Genomic DNA, 23,954 nt, shown 5'->3' on the forward strand with positions numbered 1-23,954 from the left:
TCTGTTTTAACGAATCCTGATCAGCCCTATTCACCTATGCTCACCTTTTTGCGAATTCCGGCATTACTCAGTCTGACCATAATTTCCCTGGCAGCTATTCATTCACAAACCTTACCTCTGGATGTAGTAAAGACGGAGGCGGGGCAGGTATCAGGTTCCAAAAGTACCGATGGCAGCATCGCTATATACAGGGGCATACCCTTCGCGGCTCCCCCGGTGGGTGACCTACGCTGGAAAGCGCCTCAGCCCGTAAAGCCTTGGTCGGGGATACTTAATGCCGATCAATTTGGACCCAGCCCGATGCAAGGTACTCCGGCCCCATTCAGCATGTGGTCAGCCGAATTCTTGATTCCCAAAGAGCCTATCAGTGAAGACTGTCTGTACCTCAATGTCTGGTCCGGGGCTAAATCCGCACAGGAAAAAAGGCCGGTATTAGTATGGATCTACGGAGGTGGGTTTAATAGCGGAGGCACTGCCGTACCTATCTATGACGGGGAAGCCATGGCTCGCAAGGGAATTATATTTGTTAGTGCCAATTACCGCGTAGGACCGTTCGGCTTCTTTGCTCATCCGGAACTGACGAAGGAGTCAGGTACTAATGCCTCCGGCAACTACGGCCTGATGGATCAGATCGCGGCCCTACAATGGGTAAAGAAAAACATCGCGGCCTTTGGCGGCGATCCTAACAATGTGACCATAGCCGGTCAGTCGGCGGGTTCGATGAGTGTCAGTTGTCTGGTAGCTTCACCCCTGGCCAAAGGATTATTTAACAAAGCCATTGCGCAGAGCGGAGCCATTTTTGGCCGCACTATGCCGGTCCTCGAGCAGGCCGAGCGGGATGGGGAGCGGGTAGCAAAAAGCCTGAATACAGCTTCATTGAAAGAACTCCGGGATGTACCTGCTGAGGAACTGCTAAAAAAAGGGCAGGGCATGCGGGTAATCATTGATGGCTACGTATTACCCAACAAGGTAGCCGATATATTCGCAGCCGGAATGCAAAATGACGTAACACTTCTGACCGGTTGGAATCAGGACGAGGGATTGCTATTTGGTCCGGTCAAGACTGCTGCTGATTTCCGGAAACAAGCTGAACAACAATACGGGGCCGATGCCCCTACCTTCCTGAAGTACTACCCGGCTGGTACCGATGAGGAGGCTTCCAAATCGCAACTCAATTTATCCAGAGACCAGACATTCGGGACTCAGAACTATATCTGGGCTAATGTGCAGGCTACTCAGAACAAGTCAAAAGTGTACGTCTACCGCTTTACCCGCATAGTACCCGCTACCGGCGAATACGTTAAGTACGGTGCCTTCCATACCGGAGAGGTACCCTATACCTACGACAATCTTAAATTTGTGGATCGTCCCTGGGAGCCGGTGGACCGGGAACTGGCACAGACTATGTCGACCTACTGGGCCAACTTTATCAAAACGGGTAATCCTAATGGTAAAGGAGTACCTGCCTGGCCAGCGTATACTATAAAGGAGAAGCAGATTATGGAGCTGGGTAAAAAGCCTGAAGCCAAACCTATACCTGATCAGGCCGCTCTGGACTTTCTGTTTTCGAAAATGTCGGGCAATCAATAGTTAGTTTTACCTCATGCTGGCATTCCTGGGTCTGCTGACCATTGTTTTATTGCTTGTGTTGGTCATGACAAAAAGGGTTTCGCCCGTTGTCGCCCTGATTGTAGTCCCCATAGTAACGGCACTGCTGGGAGGTTTTACATCAGAGATAGTAAAGTTCATCACGGATGGTATTCAGTCCATCGCCACTACGGCCGTGATGTTTGTCTTTGCCATCCTTTTCTTTGGCATCCTGATGGATGCCGGTACTTTTAAGCCCATAATAACCTGGCTGCTAAAAGTGGCCGGGAATGACCCTGCCCGTATAACGGTAGTTACGGCCGTACTCGCTATGATCGTACATCTGGATGGCTCGGGAGCAGTTACCTTTCTGGTGACTATACCGGCCCTGCTGCCCTTGTATGACGCCTTGGGTATGCGCAGGACTACGCTGGCAACTACCGTAGCACTGGCGGCCGGTACCATGAATATCCTCCCCTGGGGCGGACCCACCATCCGGGCGGCTACTGCGCTGGAGGTACCGGTAACGGAGCTATTCAACCCTTTGCTGGTTCCGGTCATGTGTGGGTTGTTGACAGTTCTGGTCATCGCATATGTACTGGGCGTAAAGGAAAGACCGCTTGTAAAAGTACCCGCGCAGACTTCTCCCGCAACAGACTCATATGCGGAGCAGCCGGGTAGTAATTTGGAAAGACCCCGGTTGCTGTGGTTTAACCTGCTGTTGGTCATTGGGTCCATTGCGGTACTTATTTCCGCGCTGGCTCCACCACATGTTATCTTTATGGTAGCCTTCGCCGTGGCCATCACGGTCAACTATCCGGACCTGACTATACAGCGTGAGCGGATTGATGCCCATGCCAAAGCGGCCCTACTGATGGCCAGTATTCTTTTTGCGGCCGGGTGCTTTACCGGTATTCTCAAAGGATCGGGCATGATAGGAGCTATGGCTGAGGCGGCCGTTGCTTACATACCCGCCTCGGTGGGGAATCATCTGGCTCTGATTACAGGGTTGGTAGCCATGCCGGCTAGCCTCTTGTTTGACCCGGACTCCTTCTACTTTGGCATCCTGCCTCTGCTAGGTACTACCGCTACCCACTTTCAGGGCAGTGCACTGGAAGTAGGAATGGCCGCGATCCTGGGACAGATGACCACCGGCTTCCCGGTAAGCCCGCTAACCGGTGCTACCTTTCTGCTCATAGGGCTGACGGGGGTGGATTTGGGCGACCACCAACGAAAGACTATCCCGTTAGCTTTTCTGGTCACACTGGTAATGTTACTTGTGGCTGTACTTGTGGGAGCTATTAGCTTTTAGGAGCTATTAGCTTGTTCAGATTGTGGGTAATTAAGGGTTAGGAGGAGATGGCTGAAGTGGGAATTCAATAGTGGATTATATGAAGTTTCTAACGAGCTAGTTGAAAATAGATAATCATTTTATCAATCAAGTGAAGAGCTAATAACCAACAACTAACAACTAGTAGCTAACAACTAAAAATGAAAGATACAATCAGGATTGGTTGCGGAGCCGGATTTTCGGGAGACCGGCTGGAGCCGGCCGTAATACTTGCCGAAAGGGGTGAACTGGACTACCTGGTACTGGAATGTCTGGCTGAGCGTACCATTGCCTTAGCTCAAAAGCGGAAAAGGGAGGATGCTACAAAAGGATATGATCCTCTACTTGAGCGTCGAATAGAGCAGTTGCTGCCGATACTCAAAAAGAATGGAGTTCGGCTCATCACCAATATGGGGGCGGCTAATCCGGTAGCAGCGGCTGAAAAAGTCTGTGAGATCGCGAATCGTCTCAACCTCTCCGTGACCGTAGCAGCCATAACCGGCGATGATGTATTTAGACAGTTGACGGGGGAAGAGACTGCCATGGAAACGGGTCAGCCTATAGCTGATTCGGGTCAGCTCATTTCAGCCAATGCCTACATGGGTACTGATGCCATACTACCTGCCCTGGAATCAGGCGCCGACGTGGTCATTACCGGCCGGGTTGCCGATCCATCCCTATTTGTAGCACCGCTGGTGCATGAGCTGGGCTGGTCGCTGGATGATCCGGACCAGATGGGGCAGGCTACAGTCATTGGTCACCTGATGGAGTGTGCCGGTCAGTTGACGGGTGGGTACTTTGCCGATCCGGGAAAGAAAGATATTCCTGATATGGCTAATCTGGGGCATCCCTTTGTGGATGTGAGTCAGGATGGCAGAGCAGTATTTGGAAAGGTGGCAGGTACCGGCGGAGCTATCCGACTCGAAACGGCTAAAGAGCAACTCCTTTACGAGGTAATGGACCCGAGCCAGTACTTTACGCCCGATGTAGTGGCTGATTTTACAGGGGTTACTTTGAAAGAAGTTGGTCCAGACCAGATAGAAGCCACCGGCGGCCGGGGACAGGCCAAGCCAGATAAGCTAAAAGTAAGCGTTGGCTACCACGCCGGGTACATCGGCGAAGGCGAAATATCCTACGCCGGATCTAACGCCCTGGGGAGAGCCCAACTGGCCGGAAGTATAATCGAAGAACGACTAAGGGACCGCTTTACCAACCTGCGAGTGGATTATATTGGAAGTACTTCGGTACACCGGACTCAGCTAGGTACCTGGCCGGAGCCTTACGAAATTCGCCTTAGGGTAGCGGGTAGAGCCGCTACGGCTGCCGAGGCTGCTCTGGTGGGCGAAGAAGTGGAAGCCCTGTACACCAACGGCCCGGCCGGTGGGGGTGGAGCCCGTAAGTATGTCTATGAAGTGGTGGGTATAGTATCAACCCTACTGCCACGCGAGAAAGTACAGTCAGCCGTAACCATCCGAAAAGCATGAAAAGGAAACTCTATGATATAGCCCACAGCCGCGCCGGTGATAAGGGTAATACGTTGGTTCTTTCCCTGATCCCTTACAAGGAGGAGGATTACCCATTACTCAAAGAGAAGGTAACGGCCGAAGCTGTAAAGTCGCACCTCAAGGATATCGTAGCAGGCGAAGTAGAACGTTATGAACTCCCCAACCTGCCCGCGCTTCAGTTTGTGTGTAGGCAGGCGTTGCTGGGTGGGGTCACTACTTCCCTGGCTATGGATACCCACGGCAAGAGCCTGAGCTATGCCCTGCTGGGAATGGAAGTAGAGCTGTAGGCAGTAAGCTTTAAGCTATATGCATATTTATTAGCCACAGAGTGGCGGCACTTTAGTAGCAAAATAGAAGAACAACCTTTTTAGCCCTAGCAGGGCGACATCTATATTTAAAGACAATCTAAAATGAGAAACGTGCTTTATATTAACTTAATTTTTGCTTGCCTCCTTTCGCTAAGTACGATGGCGGCGAAAGTAGATACACTTAGCATCCAAAGCCCAAAAATGAACCGAACGCTTAAGGCGGCCGTGGTACTGCCCGAGAGTTACCAAAAAGCCAGTAAGCCTTACCCGGTGCTGTACCTGCTTCACGGGGGTACCGGAGGATTCCGCGACTGGCTCACCAAAGTGCCCGATAAGACGCTGCTGCACCGGATGGCCGATCAATATAATATTATCATTGTAACACCCGATGGAGACCCCACCAGCTACTACTTTGATAGTCCTCTGGTAAAAGAGAGCCAGTTTGAAACCTTTATTACCAAAGAGCTGGTCGAAAAGATTGATAAGAGCTATCGTACGGTGAAGGACAAGAAAGGACGGTTGATAGCCGGACTTTCAATGGGAGGCCACGGAGCAATGTACCTATCCAGCCGCCACCCTGAATTATATGCAGCAGCCGGAAGTATGAGTGGGGTAATGAACATCAACACCGCTACCTGGAGAGTACCCGCTGAATTTGCCAAGTCCCGGGCTGATAATTTTGTGAAACTGCTGGGTGAACGCAAGGAGGGGGAGCACCCACATCCCGGCTACACAATGGTCTCCCTGGTGGATCGCCTCAAAGCCAATAGTCTGCCATTCATCCTGGACATTGGTGTAGATGACTTTTTGATCGATACCAATCGTGATCTGCACGCCCGACTGCTGGCGAATGGAGTCCCCCACGATTATATTGAGCGCCCCGGTGCCCATACCTGGGAATACTGGGAAAATGCGCTGCCATTCCAATTGATGTTTTTTAACAAAATTCTCAAAGCAAACGGCGTTGCTGTTCAATAACTGTATTTTAAACCACAGAGGTAAAAGAGGTATAGCTTAGAGTGAAAAGGAGTTTTTAAAGACTCTGTGCTACTCTGAGAAGAACTCAAAGTAACTCTGTGGTTATGGTTACAAGGAGCGTATTGAAAACCTTGTACGGACTCAAAAAGAGAAAAGCTAACGGCTAACCAGCTAATCGCTAAAAGCTAAAAATGAAAAGAAGACAATTCCTCAAAAATACAAGTGCCGCCGGCTTACTAACGCTGGTCACTCCGGCCGGTATATTTCAGACCCTTCGCCATAAAGCAGTCGTTGGTCTGGAAGAGAGTTTCGTTAAACCACCCGCTTCGGCCCGGCCTCAAACCTGGTGGCACTGGATGAATGGTAACGTAACAAAGGAGGGTATCACCCTTGACCTCGAAGCCATGCAGCGCGTAGGCATCGGAGGCTTCCAGAACTTTGACGCCGGTACCGGTATACCCGAAGGCCCTATCAAGTATCTGAGCCCTGAATGGCTGGAATTGAAGAAGCACGCTATCCGGGAGGCCGATCGCCTTGGACTAGAGTTTACCATGCACAACTGCCCCGGCTGGTCGTCGAGTGGTGGTCCCTGGATTACGCCCGAGCTATCCATGCAGCAGATTACATGGAGCGAAGCCGGGGTGAAAGGAGGAGGTACAACCAAGTTAAGTTTGCCGCAGCCCTTCACAAATCTCAACTTTTACCGGGATATTGCCGTACTGGCATTTCCAACCTTGAAGGGCGATGCGGACCTGGCTACTCAGTTGAAGAGTGCCAGTAGCAGTAAGGGAGCCCTTAACCTGAAACAATGGGCTGATCTGGATCAGCAGGGTATAGCCGTTCCCAAAGGATCAGCAGAACAGCCTGGCTATATACTGCTGGAGTTTAAGGAACCATACGAACTTCGTTCCCTGTCATTTATAGCTTCTGTAGCGGGGGGCGGTGGTTTTGGAGGCCCCGCAGGCGGTGTCACATTGGAAGCTTCTGACAATGGTACCCAGTTCAATAAAGTCACTACTATCTCTAACGGTCAGCAGGTACTTCGCGCCACTGGCGAGGCCTTTTTTGCGGCGGAAGTTCCGGCTACCAAAGCCAGGTTTTTCCGTCTGTCGGCACCGGATGAGAAGCAGTACCGGCAGATACGCTTCTCGGGGGCGGCCCGTCTGGACGACTGGATGAAAAAAGCCAACTACCGCTTTACGGGTAGTGGTGTAACCGAGAAATTGGGGGATGGTGCTGAGGTAGCCGGTTCGGTGATCAGGCCGGAAACCATTATAGACGTCACGCAGTACATGGATAAAAATGGCGTACTCAACTGGAAGGCTCCCGCCGGGGACTGGACCGTGATGCGCATAGGCTATACTTCCATGGGTACCCTCAACCGCTCTGCTCCCGATACGGGTGTAGGACTTGAATGTGATAAGTACAGCGCGGAGGCCATTGAGTTTCATTTTAACAAAATGATGGAGAGCCTGCTGCCCACGCTGCGCCCGCTGGGAGCCAAGGGTAAAGTAGGTTTATTGATAGATAGCTACGAAGTAGGGATGCAGAACTGGACGCCCCAGTTTCGCCCCGAATTCCAGCGGCGTATGGGTTATGACCTCATCAAGTACCTGCCCGCTATGACGGGACGCATCGTAGGTAGTGTAGATCAGTCTAACCGCTTCCTGTGGGACCTGCGCCGCGCCCAGGCTGACCTGATGGCTGACAACTACTACGGAAAGTTCACCGACTTGTGCCATAAGAATAACATCATCTCCTACACGCAGCCCTACGACCGCGGACCGATGGAGGAAATGCAGATAGGTTCCCGGATTGATACCATGGTGGGGGAGTTCTGGAACAGCCTTTCGGCCATATTCCAGAACAACTGGACCATGCGTCGGACCATGAAGCTGTCGGCCTCTATTGCCCACGTTAACGGTCAAAAAGTAGTGGGAGCCGAATCCTTTACGGGTGAGCCCGAGTCGGCACGCTGGCAGGAGTACCCTTTCGCCCTTAAAGGCCTGGGAGATAAAAAAATGACCGAAGGGCTTAACCGCTTTATCTTCCATCGCTTTGCGCACCAGCCGCACCCAACCGCAAAGCCCGGTATGACCATGGGTCCCTGGGGTATCCACTTCGACCGCACCAATACCTGGTGGGAGCCGGGCAAAGCCTGGATGCAGTACCTGACCCGCTGTCAGAGCCTGCTGCAGCAGGGCTTGTTCGTTGCAGACCTGGCTTACTACACGGGTGAGCATCCTGGAGGTTATACGGAGGTGAGTCCGGAAGAGCTGAATCCCAAACCATTGGCCGGATTTGATTACGATGTCATCAATACAGAGGCGATTATGCGACGTGGCAGTGTGAAGGATGGGCGCCTTACTCTTCCCGACGGCATGAGCTACCGGATACTAATAGTACAGAATGACAAGGGCATACGGCTGGAACTGCTGCAAAAACTGTGGGATATGGTACAGCAGGGCTTGGTACTATACGGACCTAAGCCCGGACACCTGCTGGGGCTGAAAGGAGCCTCGGCTGAGGATAGATCTACTTACGACCGGCTTACGGCTGAGCTGTGGGGCTCTGACGCAGGCCCTACTACGCAGGGGCACTCTGTAGGGAACGGACGGGTATTCTGGGGACAGCCGATTCAGTCGGTACTGTATGCCGTGGGTCTCAAGCCTGACTTTACCTACTCGTCCCGCTCCGGAGATGCTCCCATCTCGTACATCCACCGTCGAATCGGCGATGCGGAGGTATATTTTATAGCAAATCAACGTCGTAGTCAGGAAGACCTCGTATGCTCATTCAGGGTAGCAGGCAGACAGCCCGAACTATGGGATGCTGATAAAGGTACCATGATCCGAATGAGCGTTTTTGAGCAGAAAGAGGGAGAGACTAGTGTACCCTTACAGCTGGGGCCCTACGGGTCAGCCTTTGTGGTGTTCCGTTCACCGGTTCCGGCTAGTTACCTCCAATCGGTGCAGCAGAATACAGACAAGGTACCTGCATTGGGGACTAGTCCGTTCCCCCACGTACCCCGGCAGCTCAATCATGAGGCTGCCAACACGTTTACCATGCACTTCTGGGCGAAGCCAGAGTTCAACGCCATGCTCAGTGCCCGTGGCTTAATGGAAGGTATTTCCAGCACCTGGACCGACTACTACGCGGTTTACCCCGCGGCGGGTGAAGAACTCTACGGGAAAGATTTTGCCACGGCTGGTCTGGCTGTTGGTCGAAACGGAGTGGCTGTTTGGGAGAATAAGGCAGGCACACCGGTTTTTGCGCTGGCGGCTCCGGCGTCCATCACCGGATGGAGTCACATAGCCCTAGTGTATTTGGAGGGAGTACCTTCAGTGTATGTCAACGGCAGGTTAATTGAGAAAGGGAAAAAGAGTGAAAGTAATGTAGTACCGGGTATGGGGCTGGCTTTGCAAGCCGAAGGAGCCTCGTACTACAACGGAGATATGAGTGAGCCGGAGCTCAATGCAAAAGCCCTGGGTGAGGCTGAACTCCGACAACTGGCCGCTCAGCAACCACCCGTTCGGCATGAGTTGCCCGTGGTGGAAGTGAGTGGAAGTACCAGACCTTCGCTGCTGTTCTGGCAGGATGGGTTGTACACACTCCGTAGTAATACCGGGCAGCGAAGTTCGGTCCATATTAAAGCGCTCCCGCAGCCGCAGGAGCTAGCGGGGCCTTGGCGGGTGAACTTTCCGCCTGATCTGGGAGCACCTGCCCAGATTACTTTACCCGAGCTGCAATCGCTCCATAAACACGAGCAGCCGGGGGTGAAGTACTTCTCCGGGACGGCTACCTATACCAAGCAATTTGATATACCGGCCAGTACGCTGGTGGCTGGTACGAACGAGAAGCGGAGGGTGTTTCTGGATCTGGGCCAGGTAGAGGTCATCGCCGAAGTAACGGTAAATGGACGTGACATGGGTACCCTCTGGACCAGACCTTATCGCGTGGATATAACAGATGCGATAAAAGCCGGCTCTAACAACGTGGAGATCAAAGTAACCAACCAGTGGCCCAACCGACTGATTGGTGACGAACAGCAACCCGACACGGTGAAGTACACATCGGGTGGGGCGGGGCCATTTGGAGCCTTGTCAAGCGGAGCCATTCAGGAGTTACCGGACTGGTACAAGCAGGGCAAGCCCAAACCCAATAACGGCCGGGTAGCCTTCACTACCTGGAAGCACTATACTAAAGATTCACCTCTGCTGGAGTCTGGACTGGTAGGTCCGGTGAAGCTGCTGACGGTGGTAGAGAAGCCGGTGGTGCTGGCGTGAGGTTTTTTGTTTAACCACAGAGGCAAAAAGAGTTAGGCACGGAGTTTCATAGAGTCACAAAAACTCTGTGTCCTCTGTGCTAAAACTCCATTTAACTCTGTGGTTAAAGCTATTCTATGAACTACAAGATAGCATAGAGCAGCCTGCCTTCTGGCTGGCCCAGTCGGGGCGCTTGGCTAAAAACTCATTGAAGTTTCGGGAGTAAGGTTCCTTCATGGCCTGCTGTAACTTGACAAACAGTTGATCATCTCCTTTTTCTAATCCTTCAATAGCCTGGTGGAGCAGGTAGTTGCGAAGGATGAAGCGCGGGTTACTCTTCCGCATCAGTTCCAGCGATTCTTCACGGCTGAAAGTATTAGCCCGTATCCGCTCCCAGTATACATTTAAGGTGTTAAACAGAAGCTCCCGATCAGTGGACGAAGGCTCGCGGTAGTAGCTCTCCCTGAAATGCTCCACCACCTGTTGCTCCGATTCCACCTCATTAAGATCCATGAGCAACTGGAAGAAGATAGTCATGTCGGGTTTGATCGTAGTCAATACTTTCTCTACCTCGCCAATAAGCTCTTTATCTTCCTCACGAAGCTCATCTAGTCCCAGCTTATTACCCATCATGACGTAGAACTTGTCGTAGAAGAGGTCCCGGTACGCATCCAGGACTTCTTGCAAGGGCTGAGTATTATCCTGGTACAGCGGGGCAATGGCACTCGCCAGACAGCCAAGGTTCCAGTAAGCGATAGTATGCTGACGGCCAAAGGCGTAACGACGGCCCGGCAGGTCGGTGGTGTTAGGAGTAAAGTTAGGATCGTAGTCGTCCAGGAATGAGTACGGGCCGTAATCAATGGTTAGTCCCAGGATGGACATGTTGTCGGTGTTCATTACCCCATGTACAAAGCCTACCCGTAGCCACTCCACCATCAGGCTGGCGGTACGCTCCACTACTTCTTTGAACCAGGTAGTGACGCGCTCAATGCCTTCACCCTGAATGTGCGGGTAGTAGCGGCTGATGGTCCAGCCTACCAGCTTTTCCAGATTCTCATCTTCCTGCCGGGCGGCCAGCATCTCAAAGTTGCCGAAGCGCAGGAGGCTCGGTGCCACCCGCATCACGATGGCGCCCGGTTCCATGGCCGCATTGCCGTTATAGAACATATCCCGCAGTACCTGATCACCTGTGCTTACCAGACTAAGCGCCCGTGTGGTGGGTACCCCCAGACGGTACATCGCCTCACTCATGAGGTACTCCCGCACCGACGAGCGCAGTACCGCCCGGCCATCGGCCCGACGGGAGTAGGGGGTAGGTCCAGCCCCTTTTAGCTGAAGCTCGTACGAAGAGCCACTAGGAGCTACCCATTCGCCGAGTGTAATCGCCCGTCCATCACCCAATTGTCCGGCCCAGTTACCAAACTGGTGTCCCGCATAGCAGGCGGCGTAGGGGTACATAGTAGGGGTAACCAGGTTACCGGACAGTATGGCTACTTCTTCCTCCGTGGTCGGTTTTTCAATATCCAGTTCCTGAGCCAGTTCGTCCGACCAGGCCAGCAATTTAGGGACGCTAACGGGAGTAGGTACAGCCTTGCTGTATAGTACATCCGGTGTTTGACGCGGGCGCAGATCGCCACTTTCGTCACCGGGAAAGGTATCTACAAATTCTTTTTTATATGAAGTCGAAACAAGATTCTGCATCAGTTGATTTAGTTAGTATGTATGGTATAGGAGCTATTTATCTACCCTATCCACCTACTATCTAACACCAATTCTGCTATAAAGATTTAATGGACGTATAGTATCTACTATAAGCTGGTCGAAAGACAGAAGTAGTGGCTTGACTGGCATTAGAATTATAGAAATAGTATGGTATCAGAATAACCAGGAAAGGAGAAGCTATGATCACCAACCTCGATACATACACCACGGGGCGGCTAATGGCGAGGCCAGCCCAGACCACTGCTACCGATACCTTGCCGGTGGGAGAACATTCCCTTAATCTGGATGGAGATAGGGATGGGCTTATCTACATACCTAAGAACTACAAGCCTGGTCGTCCGGCTGCTCTGGCACTCATGCTGCACGGAGCGGGTGGTGTAGCCGGGCATGGAATGTCTTATCTGAGGGAGTATGCTGATGACAACAACATTCTGCTACTGGCTCCGGCATCGCGATCTTCGACCTGGGACATTATCTCATTCAATACCTTTGGCCCTGATGTTCTTTTTATTGATCAGGCGATGGCTCTAGTATTTGAGCGCTATGCCATCAATCCTGAGCATATTGCCATTAGTGGATTTTCAGATGGAGCCTCTTACGCCCTTAGCCTTGGACTGACCAATGGCGATCTGTTTACGCATATCTTAGCCTTCTCTCCCGGATTTGTTCATACTAAAGAGAAAGTCGGTCAGCCTTCTGTATTTATAGCTCACGGTACCAAGGACCCCATACTACCCATTGAACCATGCAGCAGACATATCGTACCTCAGCTAAGGCGACAAGGCTATGATACCAGCTACATTGAGTTTGACGGAGAGCACGAAATACCACATAATATCTCTAAAAAGAGTATTGAATGGTTTATAAGAGGAGGTATAGGATAGGCTATGTTTAATAGCCTTCCCTATACTGCTCATCCATTTCCCGGAGTACTTCGGCTTTGGGACTATTGATCGCTTCTTCCATATCATGGTCTTCAATCTGCTGATTTACCTCACGGGCATGCTGTACCAGCGACTGAAAGATCCGCCTGTGCCACTTGATCTGAGGCAGGTACTCGGGGTGCCACTGTACCCCCACCATATATTCATGGGCGGAGCTCTCAATAGCCTGTACAACATGATTCTCTTCTTGAGCCACAATATCTATGGCTTCGCCGGGATCTTTGACGGCCTGGTTATGGAGCGCATTAACTTCCAGCTGCCTTACGCCCAGTATTTGTTCCAGTTTGCTGCCCGGCTTTATATAGACCTCTTTTACCGGGAAAATACTAGCCGGATTGGGCTCCTCTGTGTAAAAGGTAGAAATGCTCTTATAGAGGGTACCCCCGAAGTACACATTCATCAACTGCGAGCCGCGACAGATCCCCAATACGGGCAATCCTTTCGTGGCAGCCTGGTGAATCAGCTGGAACTCCAGGTGGTCACGCTCACGATCCAGACCAAAAGCCAGCTTCCGGCTGAATAGTTTCCGGACAAAGAACAAGGCCGGGTAGTACAGTTTTGTGGCAAACCGGCCGATACGCTGGAAAAAGGTCAAACGGGGATGTCTGATTGTCTGCCGGAGGTACTCATCTATAACGTAGTCCTGCTCGTAGGTACTAGGGTCCACGTCAGCTCCGCCCCCAATGATCAGGCCTTGCAGTCCATCCGCAGTACGGGGATTGGAGGGAGTAATACGGACGGGCTTACCACCCGCCAGTCGTACCCCCAGCGCCGTAAAAAACCAGGCGGTACCTCCTCCCCGGTCAGGGCCGGTGATACCTATAGTAGGTCGGTCACGATTAATTTTAAACTTATTTTTCAGGATAGCCATTCTTCAGTGATTTTTGTCCATTTGGTATCAAAACCAAGTAGTGTGTGTGCTTTCAGGATTAGGTACTCCCGGCTCATCTGTGTAAGTTTATTCGGGTCATTAGCCAGCTCATCTACCTGTACCCATAGGTTCCATTCCTGGGCTAGTGACCAGTCTGGCTGTGATATAGAGCTGTTGGGCAGCCGGTAGTGGAAGGTATTCCGGGGCTTTACCTTACCCAGGTCACTGAACTGAGATACCACCTCATTGTTGAGGGAGGCAAATACTGGGTACATATCCAAAGGTCGGTTGCGGTCCGGATTGTACGTGTGGTAGTCCCGGATCAGTGTATCCAGGTCGGGCTGGTAGCCGGGAACCAGTACCAACTCAGCGTATAAGGCCGGAAAAGGATCAATAAAAGGACTCATTTTACGGGCCAGGTCAGTATGGCCGGCCTCCAGGAGCCACGGATGTAGCAGGATCAGCGCCCTGATGTAGTTAAGTAGCGACTGAGGACTGGTATCAGGTACCTCAATGTTGATGTGGGTGCCATAGGCATTGGTAATGAACGCGTGTGTGCCTTCTGCCCCCTGTTTATAAAGTTCGATCCTGAGTTTTTCAAGCTGTTCCAGGTCCGGGATAGGTACGGGGGGGCAAGCTATTTCGTAGGGCATTATCTTACCTACTATGCTTTCAAGGGCCGTTTCTACTTCATTCTCCAGGGTATTAGCCCCCATCATTATCTCTTCCGGCTTAATATTAAATGTATCGAAGACTTTCTTATAGCGCTTTTCGGTGAGCAATGTAGAGTCAAACTCTACCGTAAAATCCCCGATGGTAGTGTTTACCACTTTCTGTTTAAACCTTCCCACGGGCTGTACTTCACCTCCGTATAGATCCTGAATGATCTGTACTGCATCCTTGATACTCACATTAGAAAACTCCAGCTCATAGCCAACTGTACGTACGTTTCCTTTTTCATTATACAATAAGGATGGTTGTCTGAACTGCATAAATTATATATGGATAGTTATTGATGTAAACATTTGCTGTTGGAGGCCGTTCAGGTAATGAAGCCATTCTTTCATAGCTCCTGATAGAGATACCACCTGCTTTCTCCAGTGTATCTGTATAAAAAAAATAATACCTGAAGCATAAGCAGATCTAGATAGAGCGGCAGGGCTTCGGGTAGATGCCGGTTCTTAGTAGGCATTAATTAATAACCAAAATACTTATTGATGTTCAGGAGATTAACGGTTTTTATAGTACTTTTTTGCACCCTTGGCTGCTCTAACCGGAGCATTCGTGAAACAGGACTTATCACCAGGCAGGCTATGGTGGTATCGGCCCACCCGCTGGCTTCGGCGGTAGGTACTAAAGTACTCAAAAGAGGAGGAAATGCCGTAGATGCGGCCGTGGCGGTACAGTTTGCGCTGGCCGTAGTATACCCTGACGCCGGGAATATAGGTGGAGGAGGATTTCTGGTGTTCAGGCAGAAAGACGGCCATATTGATGCCCTTGATTATAGGGAGAAAGCACCGGCTGCTGCCCATCGTAATATGTACCTGGATGAGAGGGGGGAGGTGATCGAAGAGCTAAGCCTGAAAGGACACTTGGCTGCGGGAGTGCCGGGTACTGTGGATGGCATGGTAGTAGCCCATAAAAAATACGGAAGCCTGCCCTGGGCCGAATTGGTGCAACCGGCGGTACTGCTGGCAGCTAATGGCTTTCCGCTAACCAAAAAAGAGGCAAAAAAGCTCAATGAGGAACGTAAGGACTTTCTGAAGTACAACACCCGGCGACCGGAGTTTATACTCAAAGACCATTGGAAGGAGGGAGATACCATTAGGATGAAGGAACTGGCCTTTGCCCTTACGCAGATCAGAGACAGGGGGAGGAGTGGATTTTACGAAGGAGCGGTTGCAGACAGTATCGTAGCCGAGATGAAGCGGGGAGGAGGGCTGATCTCCCACCAGGACCTGGCCTCCTACCAGTCCGTCTGGCGAAAGCCCATCACGGCTCATGTAGGTGAATACAGGATCATCTCCATGCCGCCTCCTTCTAGTGGCGGGATAGCCCTGGTGCAGCTGCTAACTATTTCATCCGGTTATCCGTTAGGGGAGTGGGGGTACAAAACCGTCAAGACGACCCACCTGATGATCGAGGCTGAAAGACGGGTGTACGCTGATCGCGCGGTGCACCTGGGTGATCCTGACTTCCATAAAGTACCCGTAGAGGGGCTGCTGGATACCAGCTATATCAAAGGGCGTATGACAAACTTCACCCCAGGCAAAGCTACGGATAGCGATGATGTATCGGCGGGAACGCCGGCTCCTCCCGAAAGTCCCAATACGACCCACTACTCCATTGTTGATGTCCAGGGAAATGCCGTGTCGGTGACGACTACCCTTAACAGTAGCTTTGGGTCGAAGGTGTTCGTAGCGGGAGCGGGATTCTTGCTCAACAACGAGATGGATGACTTCAGCGTAAAGCCCGGAGCGCCTAACTCGTACAGGCTCGTGGGAGGCGAGGCCAACGCCATTGCTCCCGGCAAGCGTATGCTCAGCTCTATGACACCTACCATCCTCGAAAAGAACGGAAAGCTCTATATGGTAGTAGGTAGTATGGGTGGCTCTACCATTATTACTACGGTATACCAGATCATCCTCAATGTAATAGCGCATGGGATGCCCATGCAGGGGGCTGTCAACGCGGGCCGTTTTCACCACCAGTGGCGACCCGACTGGGTCTTGTCTGAATGGGGGGCACTGGGCTTTGGTACCGGACTGCGCCTGTGGCTGATGGGCCATAAAATTGCGCCCTACGTTAACGGCACCATTGGCCGCGCTTCCGGTATATTGGTACTGCCGGATGGACGGCTAGAGGGAGGCGCTGATCCCAGAGGTGATGACGCTTCGGCGGGCTTTTAACTCATACTCTACCTATGCTACATTGGATCGATGTCATCAAGTACGCCAAGTACAGTAATCCGGAACCGCCCTGCCGGATCGAGAAGACGGAGGAGGAGTGGAGGCAGCAGCTCACTCCCGCCCAGTACCAGGTCATGCGGGAGAAGGGGACCGAGCCGCCCTACCGCAATGCCTACTGCCGCTCCTACGATCCGGGCCGTTATGCCTGTGCGGGCTGCGGACAGCTACTCTTCGACTCTGCTACCAAGTACTACGCCATATCTGGCTGGCCCAGCTTTACCCAACCTGTTTCCCGTGCTGTCATCCGATATGCCTATGACTTTAGCCACCGTATGGAGCGGATTGAGGTACTCTGTAACAGGTGCGACTGCCATCTGGGCCATGTATTTCCCGACGGTCCCGAACCGAGTGGCTTGCGGTACTGTATCAATTCGGTGAGTCTGGTGCTGTTGCCAGGGGAGGAGCAATGATCTTTTGATAAACACAGGCAAGTAGTCTACCGGATCGTTGGCTTTAGATGTATAAGTATCAGCACCTTTTTCCAGTAAGCTATGACAACTAGTGGCGCCGCCGCCTCCGGCTTTTTATCCTCCTTTCTACTACTATCTACCCTGAGCTCCGTGTATACTGCACAGGCGCAGGGGGTGCAGGATCTTAAGCTGAAAGACTTTCGACCCGTCTCCATTTACAAAGTACCTCAGTCAAAGATCCAGAAGGCGAAGTACCCCGCCGTGGACCTCCACGCCCATGACTATGCCAAAACCGACGCGGAGGTGGATACCTGGGTCAAAACCATGGATGCCGCTGGCATAGCCAAGTCGGTAGTACTGGCCTATGCGACGGGGGAGGCGTTTGATGCTATTGCCCAAAAATATGCCCGCTATCCCGACCGCTTTGAGGTATGGTGTGGCTTTGACTATACCGGAATGGATCAGACAGACTGGGCGCAGCGGGCCGTAGCGGAACTGGAGCGTTGCTATAAGATGGGAGCCCGTGGGGTAGGAGAGCTGGGAGATAAGGGCCTGGGCGAACTCTATTCCAAACCTACACCGGGTTATGGTATGCACATAGATGATCCCCGCATGAAGCCCCTGCTGGCCAAGTGTGCGGAACTGCGTATGCCCGTAAGCATCCATGTAGCCGAAGATGCCTGGATGTACGAAAAGCCTGACTCCACCAACGATGGACTGATGAACTCGGCGAAGTGGAATGTAGACATGACAAAGCCAGGTATACTGGATCATGACCAGCTGGTAGGTACGCTGGAAAACGCCGTACGTAACAACCCCAAGACTACTTTTATCGCCTGCCACCTGGCCAACTGCAACTCCGACCTGACTATGCTGGGGCGCCTTTTTGATAAGTACCCCAACCTATACGCTGACATATCCGCCCGCTACGGTGAGTTTGCTCCCATACCCCGATTTGCCGGAGCCTTTATGGAAAAGTACAGCGACCGCATTGTGTACGGTACTGATATGGGCACGGCACCCGGTATGTACCATACTACCTTCCGGATACTGGAGTCAGCTGATGAGCACTTCTACGAGCATGACCGATTTGGCTACCACTGGCCTCTGTATGGCCTGGCACTTTCCAGCGCTACACTTCGCAAGATATACAGCACCAATGCCCGCAAAATTCTTTCACGTTAGATTGAATACTCCTTTCAGTTTTGAAACAGGCTAACTAAAGTGTTGATTTTAATCAACGTTTTTTAATGTACCGACAACAGAAATCAGGTGCAGCACCTGGTTTATCAGCTTCCTGGTTCTGACGTACCAGAAAGGGGAACTATGCATTTCTCGGATTTAAAGCCTTAAAGAACAGCTTATTATTCAAATTTTATATGGCCTTATTCTGGTAAGTGCCGTGAATTGGTATATTTATTTTATATACTACATATACAGAATAGTTCTATACCCAAAGCTGTACATGTGTTGAAAGAAGTAGGTAGTGCGGAAACAACTGTAAGTCTTTTGGAAGGGGTGATGGACCTTTCTGCTTTGTGAATCGATAGAAAGAACAATATAAAAATATCCACACAAAACAAAAAGCAAAATGAAGTTACCTCACGAACTCCAACCCGGCGACCGCTTTTACTATCGCCATAGTATTGGTGAAGACGTAAAACTATGGAAAGTAGTTGCCACTGGCCTCAACAGCTTGATTGCTACCAGTGAACATATGTATAGTAACGTACCACTATACTATGATCAGATGACAGAGCCTGACCGGCATTTTTGCTATGTGCCAACCCAGCCTGGTTTGATAACGATTATACGTACAGCATTTGGTACGAGAACTGCTGGTAGTGAGGTTGCTTAAAAACAAGTTACAGACATAGTCATGAATAATAACCTATACTGTTACTGATAGTACGATTCCGTTTCGAAGATGACCTGACAAGTACAGGTGTAGCTGATAGCATTTGCTTCCGGTTAGAAAAAAGTATGAGGTAAGATGGGATAAGCAAATGCCGCTATTATAGTTAAGAATATAGTATATATATGAAAAAGGCTCTGCAGCATGCTGTGGGGCCTTTTTTTGTGCCTCAAAATAACTGTGGAAGTATAGTTGTGGAATAATCAATGGGCATTGGTTATGTGTGTATACGGTTATACACATCAGTATTTCTGATTTAGTGAAAAGTAATTTTTTGTATTTATTGTAGATGACTGTTAATCAGTGTATTAGACTGACAGTTGACTCTTCTTCTACTACGTAAAAATACCTACCAAGAGCAATGGGTATGATAGTTATATAAGTATAAATACGCTTAAAAATATATTGAATACAAAATTTGTTAAATAGTAACCGATGTAACCCAAAGAGCGTATTCAATAGTAGGAGCGACATATCAATAACCGCTGAATCATGTTGGAGTCCTGAGCCAACCTAAAAACAGGGGCGTAATTCTGAAAAGCCTTATGAGTAAGAAATATCCACAACACTAAGTACTATGAAAAAGACTATTAGCACACTATGTTTTGCAGCACTGGCATCCGTAGCTTTTATTGCCTGTGAGAAAGATGGAAATGCACTGTCGCCTATGAATGGTCCCCAGAAGAATATGGCAAATGCCAAGAATGGTTCTGAGAAGGTTACTATCTGTCACCAAACCGGAAATGGCTCTTCGCATTCTTTAAGTATCAGTATCAATGCCTGGCCAGCTCACGAGGCGCACGGAGATATGATGGGAGGCTGTGATATGACTTCAACTCCTGAATAAGCTTTCACACGTACACACACTATATTGAAAATCGAGTAAAAAAAGTACAGGATATGATGAGTCTTCATATCCTGTACTTTTTTTGGTTCGTACCCCATTTGAGCCTGATGGTCATTGCACTTTCTACCACTTCGTTATGAGTACAGGTATCTCCAATCATACAGCAGGGAATAATCATAGGAAGGTAGTACGCAGTATCCTGGTGCTGATTATCCTTACTCCGCTGATCGCTGACTCACGGATGGATTATGGCTTCAGAGTTCCCCGCTATATCTACTTCACGGGTCTGGTCGTCGTTCTTAGTGCCCTTGTACTTGTGTTAAGACCAGCTATATGGAGTATCAGGTATAATGCGCTCACTTTATGCTATCTGTTGTTCTTTTGTTCGATCAGCATTGCTCAGTTTACCGCTCATGATCCATACATGAGCTTGTATTCCACCTTTGAGCGTATGGAGGGCCTTTGGTATTACGCCGTGCTGATGCTACTACTTTGTATGTTAAGTACCATTCGGTTTAGCCAGGCCGACTGGTACCGCCTGCTGGGTACCTGGGTAGTGGTGGCGGATTTAGTTGCCCTTGGTGGACTCTTTTTTGAAATAGAGAAAGGCAATGAATACCGGATAGCCTCTACTTTGGGCAATCCATCCTATCTGGCTCATTATTTACTCAGTAGCTTTATCTTACTTGGCTTGGTAGCTGATGCCAGTAACATTAGAAAGTACTTCATGTTGTTTGCGGGGGGAGCGGGTGTACTACTGGCTGGTATCTTCTTTACCTTCACCCGTACTACCTATATTGGACTGATGCTGGGAGGGCTTACCTTCCTTATCCTGCAAGGCAGACATCTACGTTTTGTATCTATAAGTAAAATCAAAAAGTTAGCAACAGTTATTTTCCCCTTGGTTTTGCTGATTGTAGGTTTTTGTATTTACCATTTCGAGCGTCTTGCTTATTCAGTAGTTAATACCAATACGGTACAGGACCGGTTCAGATTATGGCGGATCGCCTGGCAGGGTATTCAGCAAAGGCCCTTGCTGGGGTGGGGCACCGACAACTTTCCGTATGTATACCAAAAGTACATGCGGAAGTCCATGGCCTTACAGAAGGTATGGTACGACAGGAGCCACAATGTGTTTCTAGACTGGTTTATCAACGGAGGTCTGCTTTCGGGGCTGCTCTACCTGGCTATTTGGGGCCTGCTCCTTTGGTATATCTGGAAAACCAGCTTATCGGCCTTTCGTAAATCCCTGCTAACCTCCTGGTGGGTTGTATCTGTCTTTTATCTGGCCTTTAACATCGACAACCTGCCCAACTGGATTCTTCTACTACTTGTGACCTTCTATGTACTGAATCACCTTCCGGAGGGGCAGCTAAGAGTAGTAACAAACCCCAAAGCTATTCGTATCATTTCCCTGGCCTATGTACTGGCCGGACTCTGCATCATTAAGTATAGCCTATTGCCCACTACCTATGCTTACCTATTGGCCCGGAAGTATGCCTTCTCTTATAGTCCGGAAGAGAAGATGCTACTTATCAGGGATATGTTAGACAGAGGTTTTCCATCTAATTACAACCTGGCCGGGAGTGTAGCAGATTATACCTACACAGTACTACATAGTGATGTTTCAGATAAGGTTAAGCATGAATATAGTCAGCTAGCTTACCGCTTCATTCTAGATGAATCTGCAAAAAGACCTCCTTCTTTATACCTGTTACTAAAAAAAGCAGATCTGTCAACCTTGCTTGCCAGGGACGGGGAGGCTATCAAGTCACTCAGGGAAGTACTACGGGTTAATCCTGTTTTTGCTATGGCTTACCTCCGGATAGGCTATCTGTACTTTGCAAGGAAGCAGCATAGAGAGGCCCTTGAATATTTCAATAAAGCGGCGGAGGTATCTCCCGAACTGACCGAAGCCAAGCTGATGAAAATCAGAACTATGCCTATGGTGGATGCAGGATATGATGTTGCAGGTGAATTGAAAAAGATATCAGGCGAACGACTGGTAGACCACGCTCACCTTGTAAGTACCATTTTCAGAGAATCCGGCAAAATGCGGGAATACCTGGTCTGGATGTGGAAGGGGGCTTACCATACCGAGTCCCGAATGAAGCCCCAGGTACTTTATGAATGGGCCCGGTGCTCCTACGAAGTCGGAGATCTGTCGTCCTTAAAAAACGTACTCGAAATTTACAAGGTGACATTCCACTGTTCCCCCCAGTTTTCGAAAGACGTACTTGACCTGGCGCAACAGGGGGTAGATCCCTCCACCAAACTACTAGAGTTCAGATCATACATTAAGTAGTAGGTGAACTGGTTGATAGATTGTTACATTTTTTAATGGATGATTGAACGGACATATAATTGAGGAAATAAGCCTTAGCACTGATAGGTATCTCGGGAGCCTTATTCCCGGCCTGCATTGGTCATATTATTACTAACCCATTGAACGAACTCCAGGCAGCAAGTACTGTCTGGGGTACAGATGGCCCGGCTTTGCGATAGGCTATGCTACTGCAGTCGATCTTCTACTGCCACCTTTAGCGGTACCAGCCTTACTGCCGCTGGTGGAGCTGAGCAAAATCCCTTTATGGCTAAATATTGTGGTCAGAATGGTGAACTGGTGTGGGTTATAAATGTAGGAACTGGCTGGGGTGTGGTATAGCTCTGAAGGCTGTGGAAATGGAAATGCCTGCATAGTAGGGAATAAGGCTATAAAGAAAGTAAATAGTGAAAATAGTACTATTTTGTGGAGCCAGGTTTTTAAGGTAGAGACACGTACTATGGGTCTGATACAGCGACTGATGCGCAGGTAGATGTGTTAGTCACCGATGCCTGCAGGAGTACATTGATACCAGGGGAGCAAACTATAACTGCTGAGGGAGGGCTGGACCTGTTCCTGGCTAAGCTTAACAGCAGTGGAACTCTGATCAGCCTGCTACGTGACGGTGGTGCCAGAGATGAAGTGGCATATGGAATTGCAACAGATTCTGATGCAAATGTGTACCTTACCGGTTATTTTCATAGTCCTTCTAGGCTGGGTGGAAAGGCACTGACATCGGCCGGAGGAGGCCTGTTCCTGATCCAATAAAAATAATAATCAGCCTACAGATAAGTATCCGTAGGCTGATCGACAAGTATATATCCATCCATTTTTATCAGACCTTTTAAGGTATGATATCAACAGTTCGATCAAGTATAAGAGGATAATCAGGGAGTTGCAAAGAAAAATAAGCAGGTGGTATATTATAGGTAAGAAATATGATTTTTGTTAGATTATAAAACAACTTTTGAATTCAAGGACGTCAAAGTCAGAGATCGTGTTATTGAGTTTGACATGAACAAGAAGAACACCAAAGGTAAGGTCGAATGGGAGTGCCTATAAATTATAGGATAATCTTGTTCATAACTCAGTATAATCACTACCAGAAAAAGGGGCATGATACTCCTCATTTAGCTGGTAGTGATATTCTTTCACAAGTACACCAGCATTGCTATTTAGTGCTGGTAAGATCAGAGGCAGCAAAAACAGTCTGTTCGGGTACTTGCTGTTTCAGGCGAAGAAGAAAATTAGTGTTTTGTGGATCATCAAGAACCTGAACCTGGTCCCGACCCTCCTACTTTATATCCTGATTCATATTGACCCGAAGCACTGGTAGCACCAGGTAATTAGTAGCATGGCATGGATACATACCTGCTAACCAATAGCCTCATTCAGGTCATTTAGGCTTCCAAAGCGGCGTAAGGTTATAATATGCGAACGTAAAGCCTGCATAAAGGTAGCATTCTCCTGATACTCTAGCCCAAATTCAAGGGCTGTTTTCTTCACGATAGGAGCTATCTTTGGATAATGGACATGACAGATCTTAGGAAACAGGTGATGTTCGATCTGGAAGTTTAACCCGCCGATATACCAGGATAGCCATTTATTCCGGGGTGAAAAGTTAACGGTAGTTTCCAGTTGATGGATAGCCCAGTCCTTCTCAATTATGCCCTGCTCATTAGCAATAGGATGTGAAGTGCCCTCCACCGTATGCGCCAGCTGAAATATTACGGTCAAGACAGTACCCGCTGTAAAATGCATCAAGAGGAAGCCTGCTACTACTTCCAGCCAGGGTAGTTGAAACAGAAAGATTGGAACTCCAAAAAATGCTAGTAAGTATACCGATTTCATAAGAATTAATCCCAGCAACATTCTTCTGTTTTCATGGATTGACTTTCGGTTGACTCCTGATTTTATGAAACCCTGGTACTGGATAAAGTCCTTGAGCAGCACCCAGTAAAGGGTAAGTATCCCATAAAA

Annotated in this window: 17 protein-coding genes; 13 read left to right on the forward strand and 4 right to left on the reverse strand. The window is 49.6% G+C overall.

What is annotated here, in order from left to right:
• The first annotated feature begins 36 nt into the window (after window positions 1-36).
• From JUB14_RS10865 to JUB14_RS10890, 6 genes are all read left to right on the forward strand, one after another.
• Window positions 37-1,590, forward strand: a complete 1,554-nt coding sequence (locus JUB14_RS10865; RefSeq protein WP_207505875.1) for a carboxylesterase/lipase family protein — start codon at window positions 37-39, stop codon at window positions 1,588-1,590.
• A gap of 13 nt (window positions 1,591-1,603) precedes the next feature.
• A complete protein-coding gene (locus tag JUB14_RS10870) occupies window positions 1,604-2,899 on the forward strand; it encodes a CitMHS family transporter (RefSeq protein WP_207505876.1) in 1,296 nt (431 codons plus the stop codon).
• 179 nt (window positions 2,900-3,078) lie between these two features.
• Entirely contained in the window at window positions 3,079-4,401 is a 1,323-nt protein-coding gene (locus tag JUB14_RS10875; RefSeq protein ID WP_207505877.1) for an acyclic terpene utilization AtuA family protein, read from the forward strand.
• A complete protein-coding gene (locus JUB14_RS10880) occupies window positions 4,398-4,709 on the forward strand; it encodes an AtuA-related protein (RefSeq protein WP_207505878.1) in 312 nt (103 codons plus the stop codon). The genes JUB14_RS10875 and JUB14_RS10880 overlap by 4 nt, the downstream gene beginning before the upstream one ends.
• 123 nt (window positions 4,710-4,832) lie before the next feature.
• Complete coding sequence (locus tag JUB14_RS10885; protein ID WP_207505879.1) at window positions 4,833-5,708, forward strand: alpha/beta hydrolase; 876 nt, start codon at window positions 4,833-4,835, stop codon at window positions 5,706-5,708.
• Window positions 5,709-5,899: 191 nt separating this feature from the next.
• On the forward strand, window positions 5,900-9,994 hold the full coding sequence (locus JUB14_RS10890) for a glycosyl hydrolase (RefSeq protein ID WP_207505880.1): 4,095 nt from the start codon (window positions 5,900-5,902) through the stop codon (window positions 9,992-9,994).
• A 114-nt stretch (window positions 9,995-10,108) separates the two neighbouring features.
• On the opposite strand, the gene JUB14_RS10895 is transcribed toward JUB14_RS10890, so the two are convergent.
• Window positions 10,109-11,674 (reverse strand): protein adenylyltransferase SelO, encoded by a 1,566-nt coding sequence (locus tag JUB14_RS10895; protein ID WP_207505881.1) that lies wholly within the window; start codon window positions 11,672-11,674, stop codon window positions 10,109-10,111.
• Between the two features lie 200 nt (window positions 11,675-11,874).
• On the opposite strand from JUB14_RS10895, the gene JUB14_RS10900 reads away from it, so the two are divergent.
• Window positions 11,875-12,579 carry an alpha/beta hydrolase gene (locus JUB14_RS10900; protein WP_207505882.1) on the forward strand — a complete coding sequence of 235 codons (705 nt, stop codon included), beginning with the start codon at window positions 11,875-11,877 and terminating at the stop codon, window positions 12,577-12,579.
• A gap of 7 nt (window positions 12,580-12,586) precedes the next feature.
• Here the strand turns inward: JUB14_RS10900 and JUB14_RS10905 are convergent, their stop codons facing one another.
• Both JUB14_RS10905 and JUB14_RS10910 read right to left on the reverse strand, forming a co-directional pair.
• Window positions 12,587-13,510, reverse strand: a complete 924-nt coding sequence (locus JUB14_RS10905) for a gamma-glutamyl-gamma-aminobutyrate hydrolase family protein (RefSeq protein ID WP_207505883.1) — start codon at window positions 13,508-13,510, stop codon at window positions 12,587-12,589.
• Window positions 13,498-14,502, reverse strand: coding sequence for an amidoligase family protein (locus tag JUB14_RS10910; protein WP_207505884.1), 1,005 nt, complete (start codon window positions 14,500-14,502; stop codon window positions 13,498-13,500). Before JUB14_RS10910 ends, JUB14_RS10905 begins: the two co-directional genes overlap by 13 nt.
• Window positions 14,503-14,727: 225 nt before the next feature.
• Here JUB14_RS10910 and ggt point away from each other — a divergent pair, with 225 nt between their 5' ends.
• From ggt to JUB14_RS10940, 6 genes are all read left to right on the forward strand, one after another.
• Window positions 14,728-16,419, forward strand: coding sequence for a gamma-glutamyltransferase (gene ggt, locus JUB14_RS10915; protein ID WP_207505885.1), 1,692 nt, complete (start codon window positions 14,728-14,730; stop codon window positions 16,417-16,419).
• Window positions 16,420-16,433: 14 nt separating this feature from the next.
• On the forward strand, window positions 16,434-16,889 hold the full coding sequence (gene msrB / locus JUB14_RS10920) for a peptide-methionine (R)-S-oxide reductase MsrB (protein ID WP_207505886.1): 456 nt from the start codon (window positions 16,434-16,436) through the stop codon (window positions 16,887-16,889).
• A gap of 81 nt (window positions 16,890-16,970) precedes the next feature.
• Window positions 16,971-18,074, forward strand: coding sequence for an amidohydrolase family protein (locus tag JUB14_RS10925; RefSeq protein ID WP_207505887.1), 1,104 nt, complete (start codon window positions 16,971-16,973; stop codon window positions 18,072-18,074).
• Between the two features lie 1,307 nt (window positions 18,075-19,381).
• Window positions 19,382-19,651, forward strand: a complete 270-nt coding sequence (locus tag JUB14_RS10930) for a hypothetical protein (RefSeq protein ID WP_207505888.1) — start codon at window positions 19,382-19,384, stop codon at window positions 19,649-19,651.
• 136 nt (window positions 19,652-19,787) lie between these two features.
• Window positions 19,788-21,956 carry an O-antigen ligase family protein gene (locus JUB14_RS10935; protein ID WP_207505889.1) on the forward strand — a complete coding sequence of 723 codons (2,169 nt, stop codon included), beginning with the start codon at window positions 19,788-19,790 and terminating at the stop codon, window positions 21,954-21,956.
• Window positions 21,957-22,499: 543 nt separating this feature from the next.
• Window positions 22,500-22,742 carry an SBBP repeat-containing protein gene (locus tag JUB14_RS10940; RefSeq protein ID WP_207505890.1) on the forward strand — a complete coding sequence of 81 codons (243 nt, stop codon included), beginning with the start codon at window positions 22,500-22,502 and terminating at the stop codon, window positions 22,740-22,742.
• 606 nt (window positions 22,743-23,348) lie between these two features.
• On the opposite strand, the gene JUB14_RS10945 is transcribed toward JUB14_RS10940, so the two are convergent.
• Window positions 23,349-23,954 (reverse strand): fatty acid desaturase family protein (locus JUB14_RS10945; RefSeq protein ID WP_207505891.1); only part of this gene is annotated, 606 nt, incomplete at its 5' end.

This window comes from Telluribacter humicola (genome assembly GCF_017355935.1).
In the GTDB taxonomy this organism is placed as follows: domain Bacteria; phylum Bacteroidota; class Bacteroidia; order Cytophagales; family Spirosomataceae; genus Telluribacter; species Telluribacter humicola.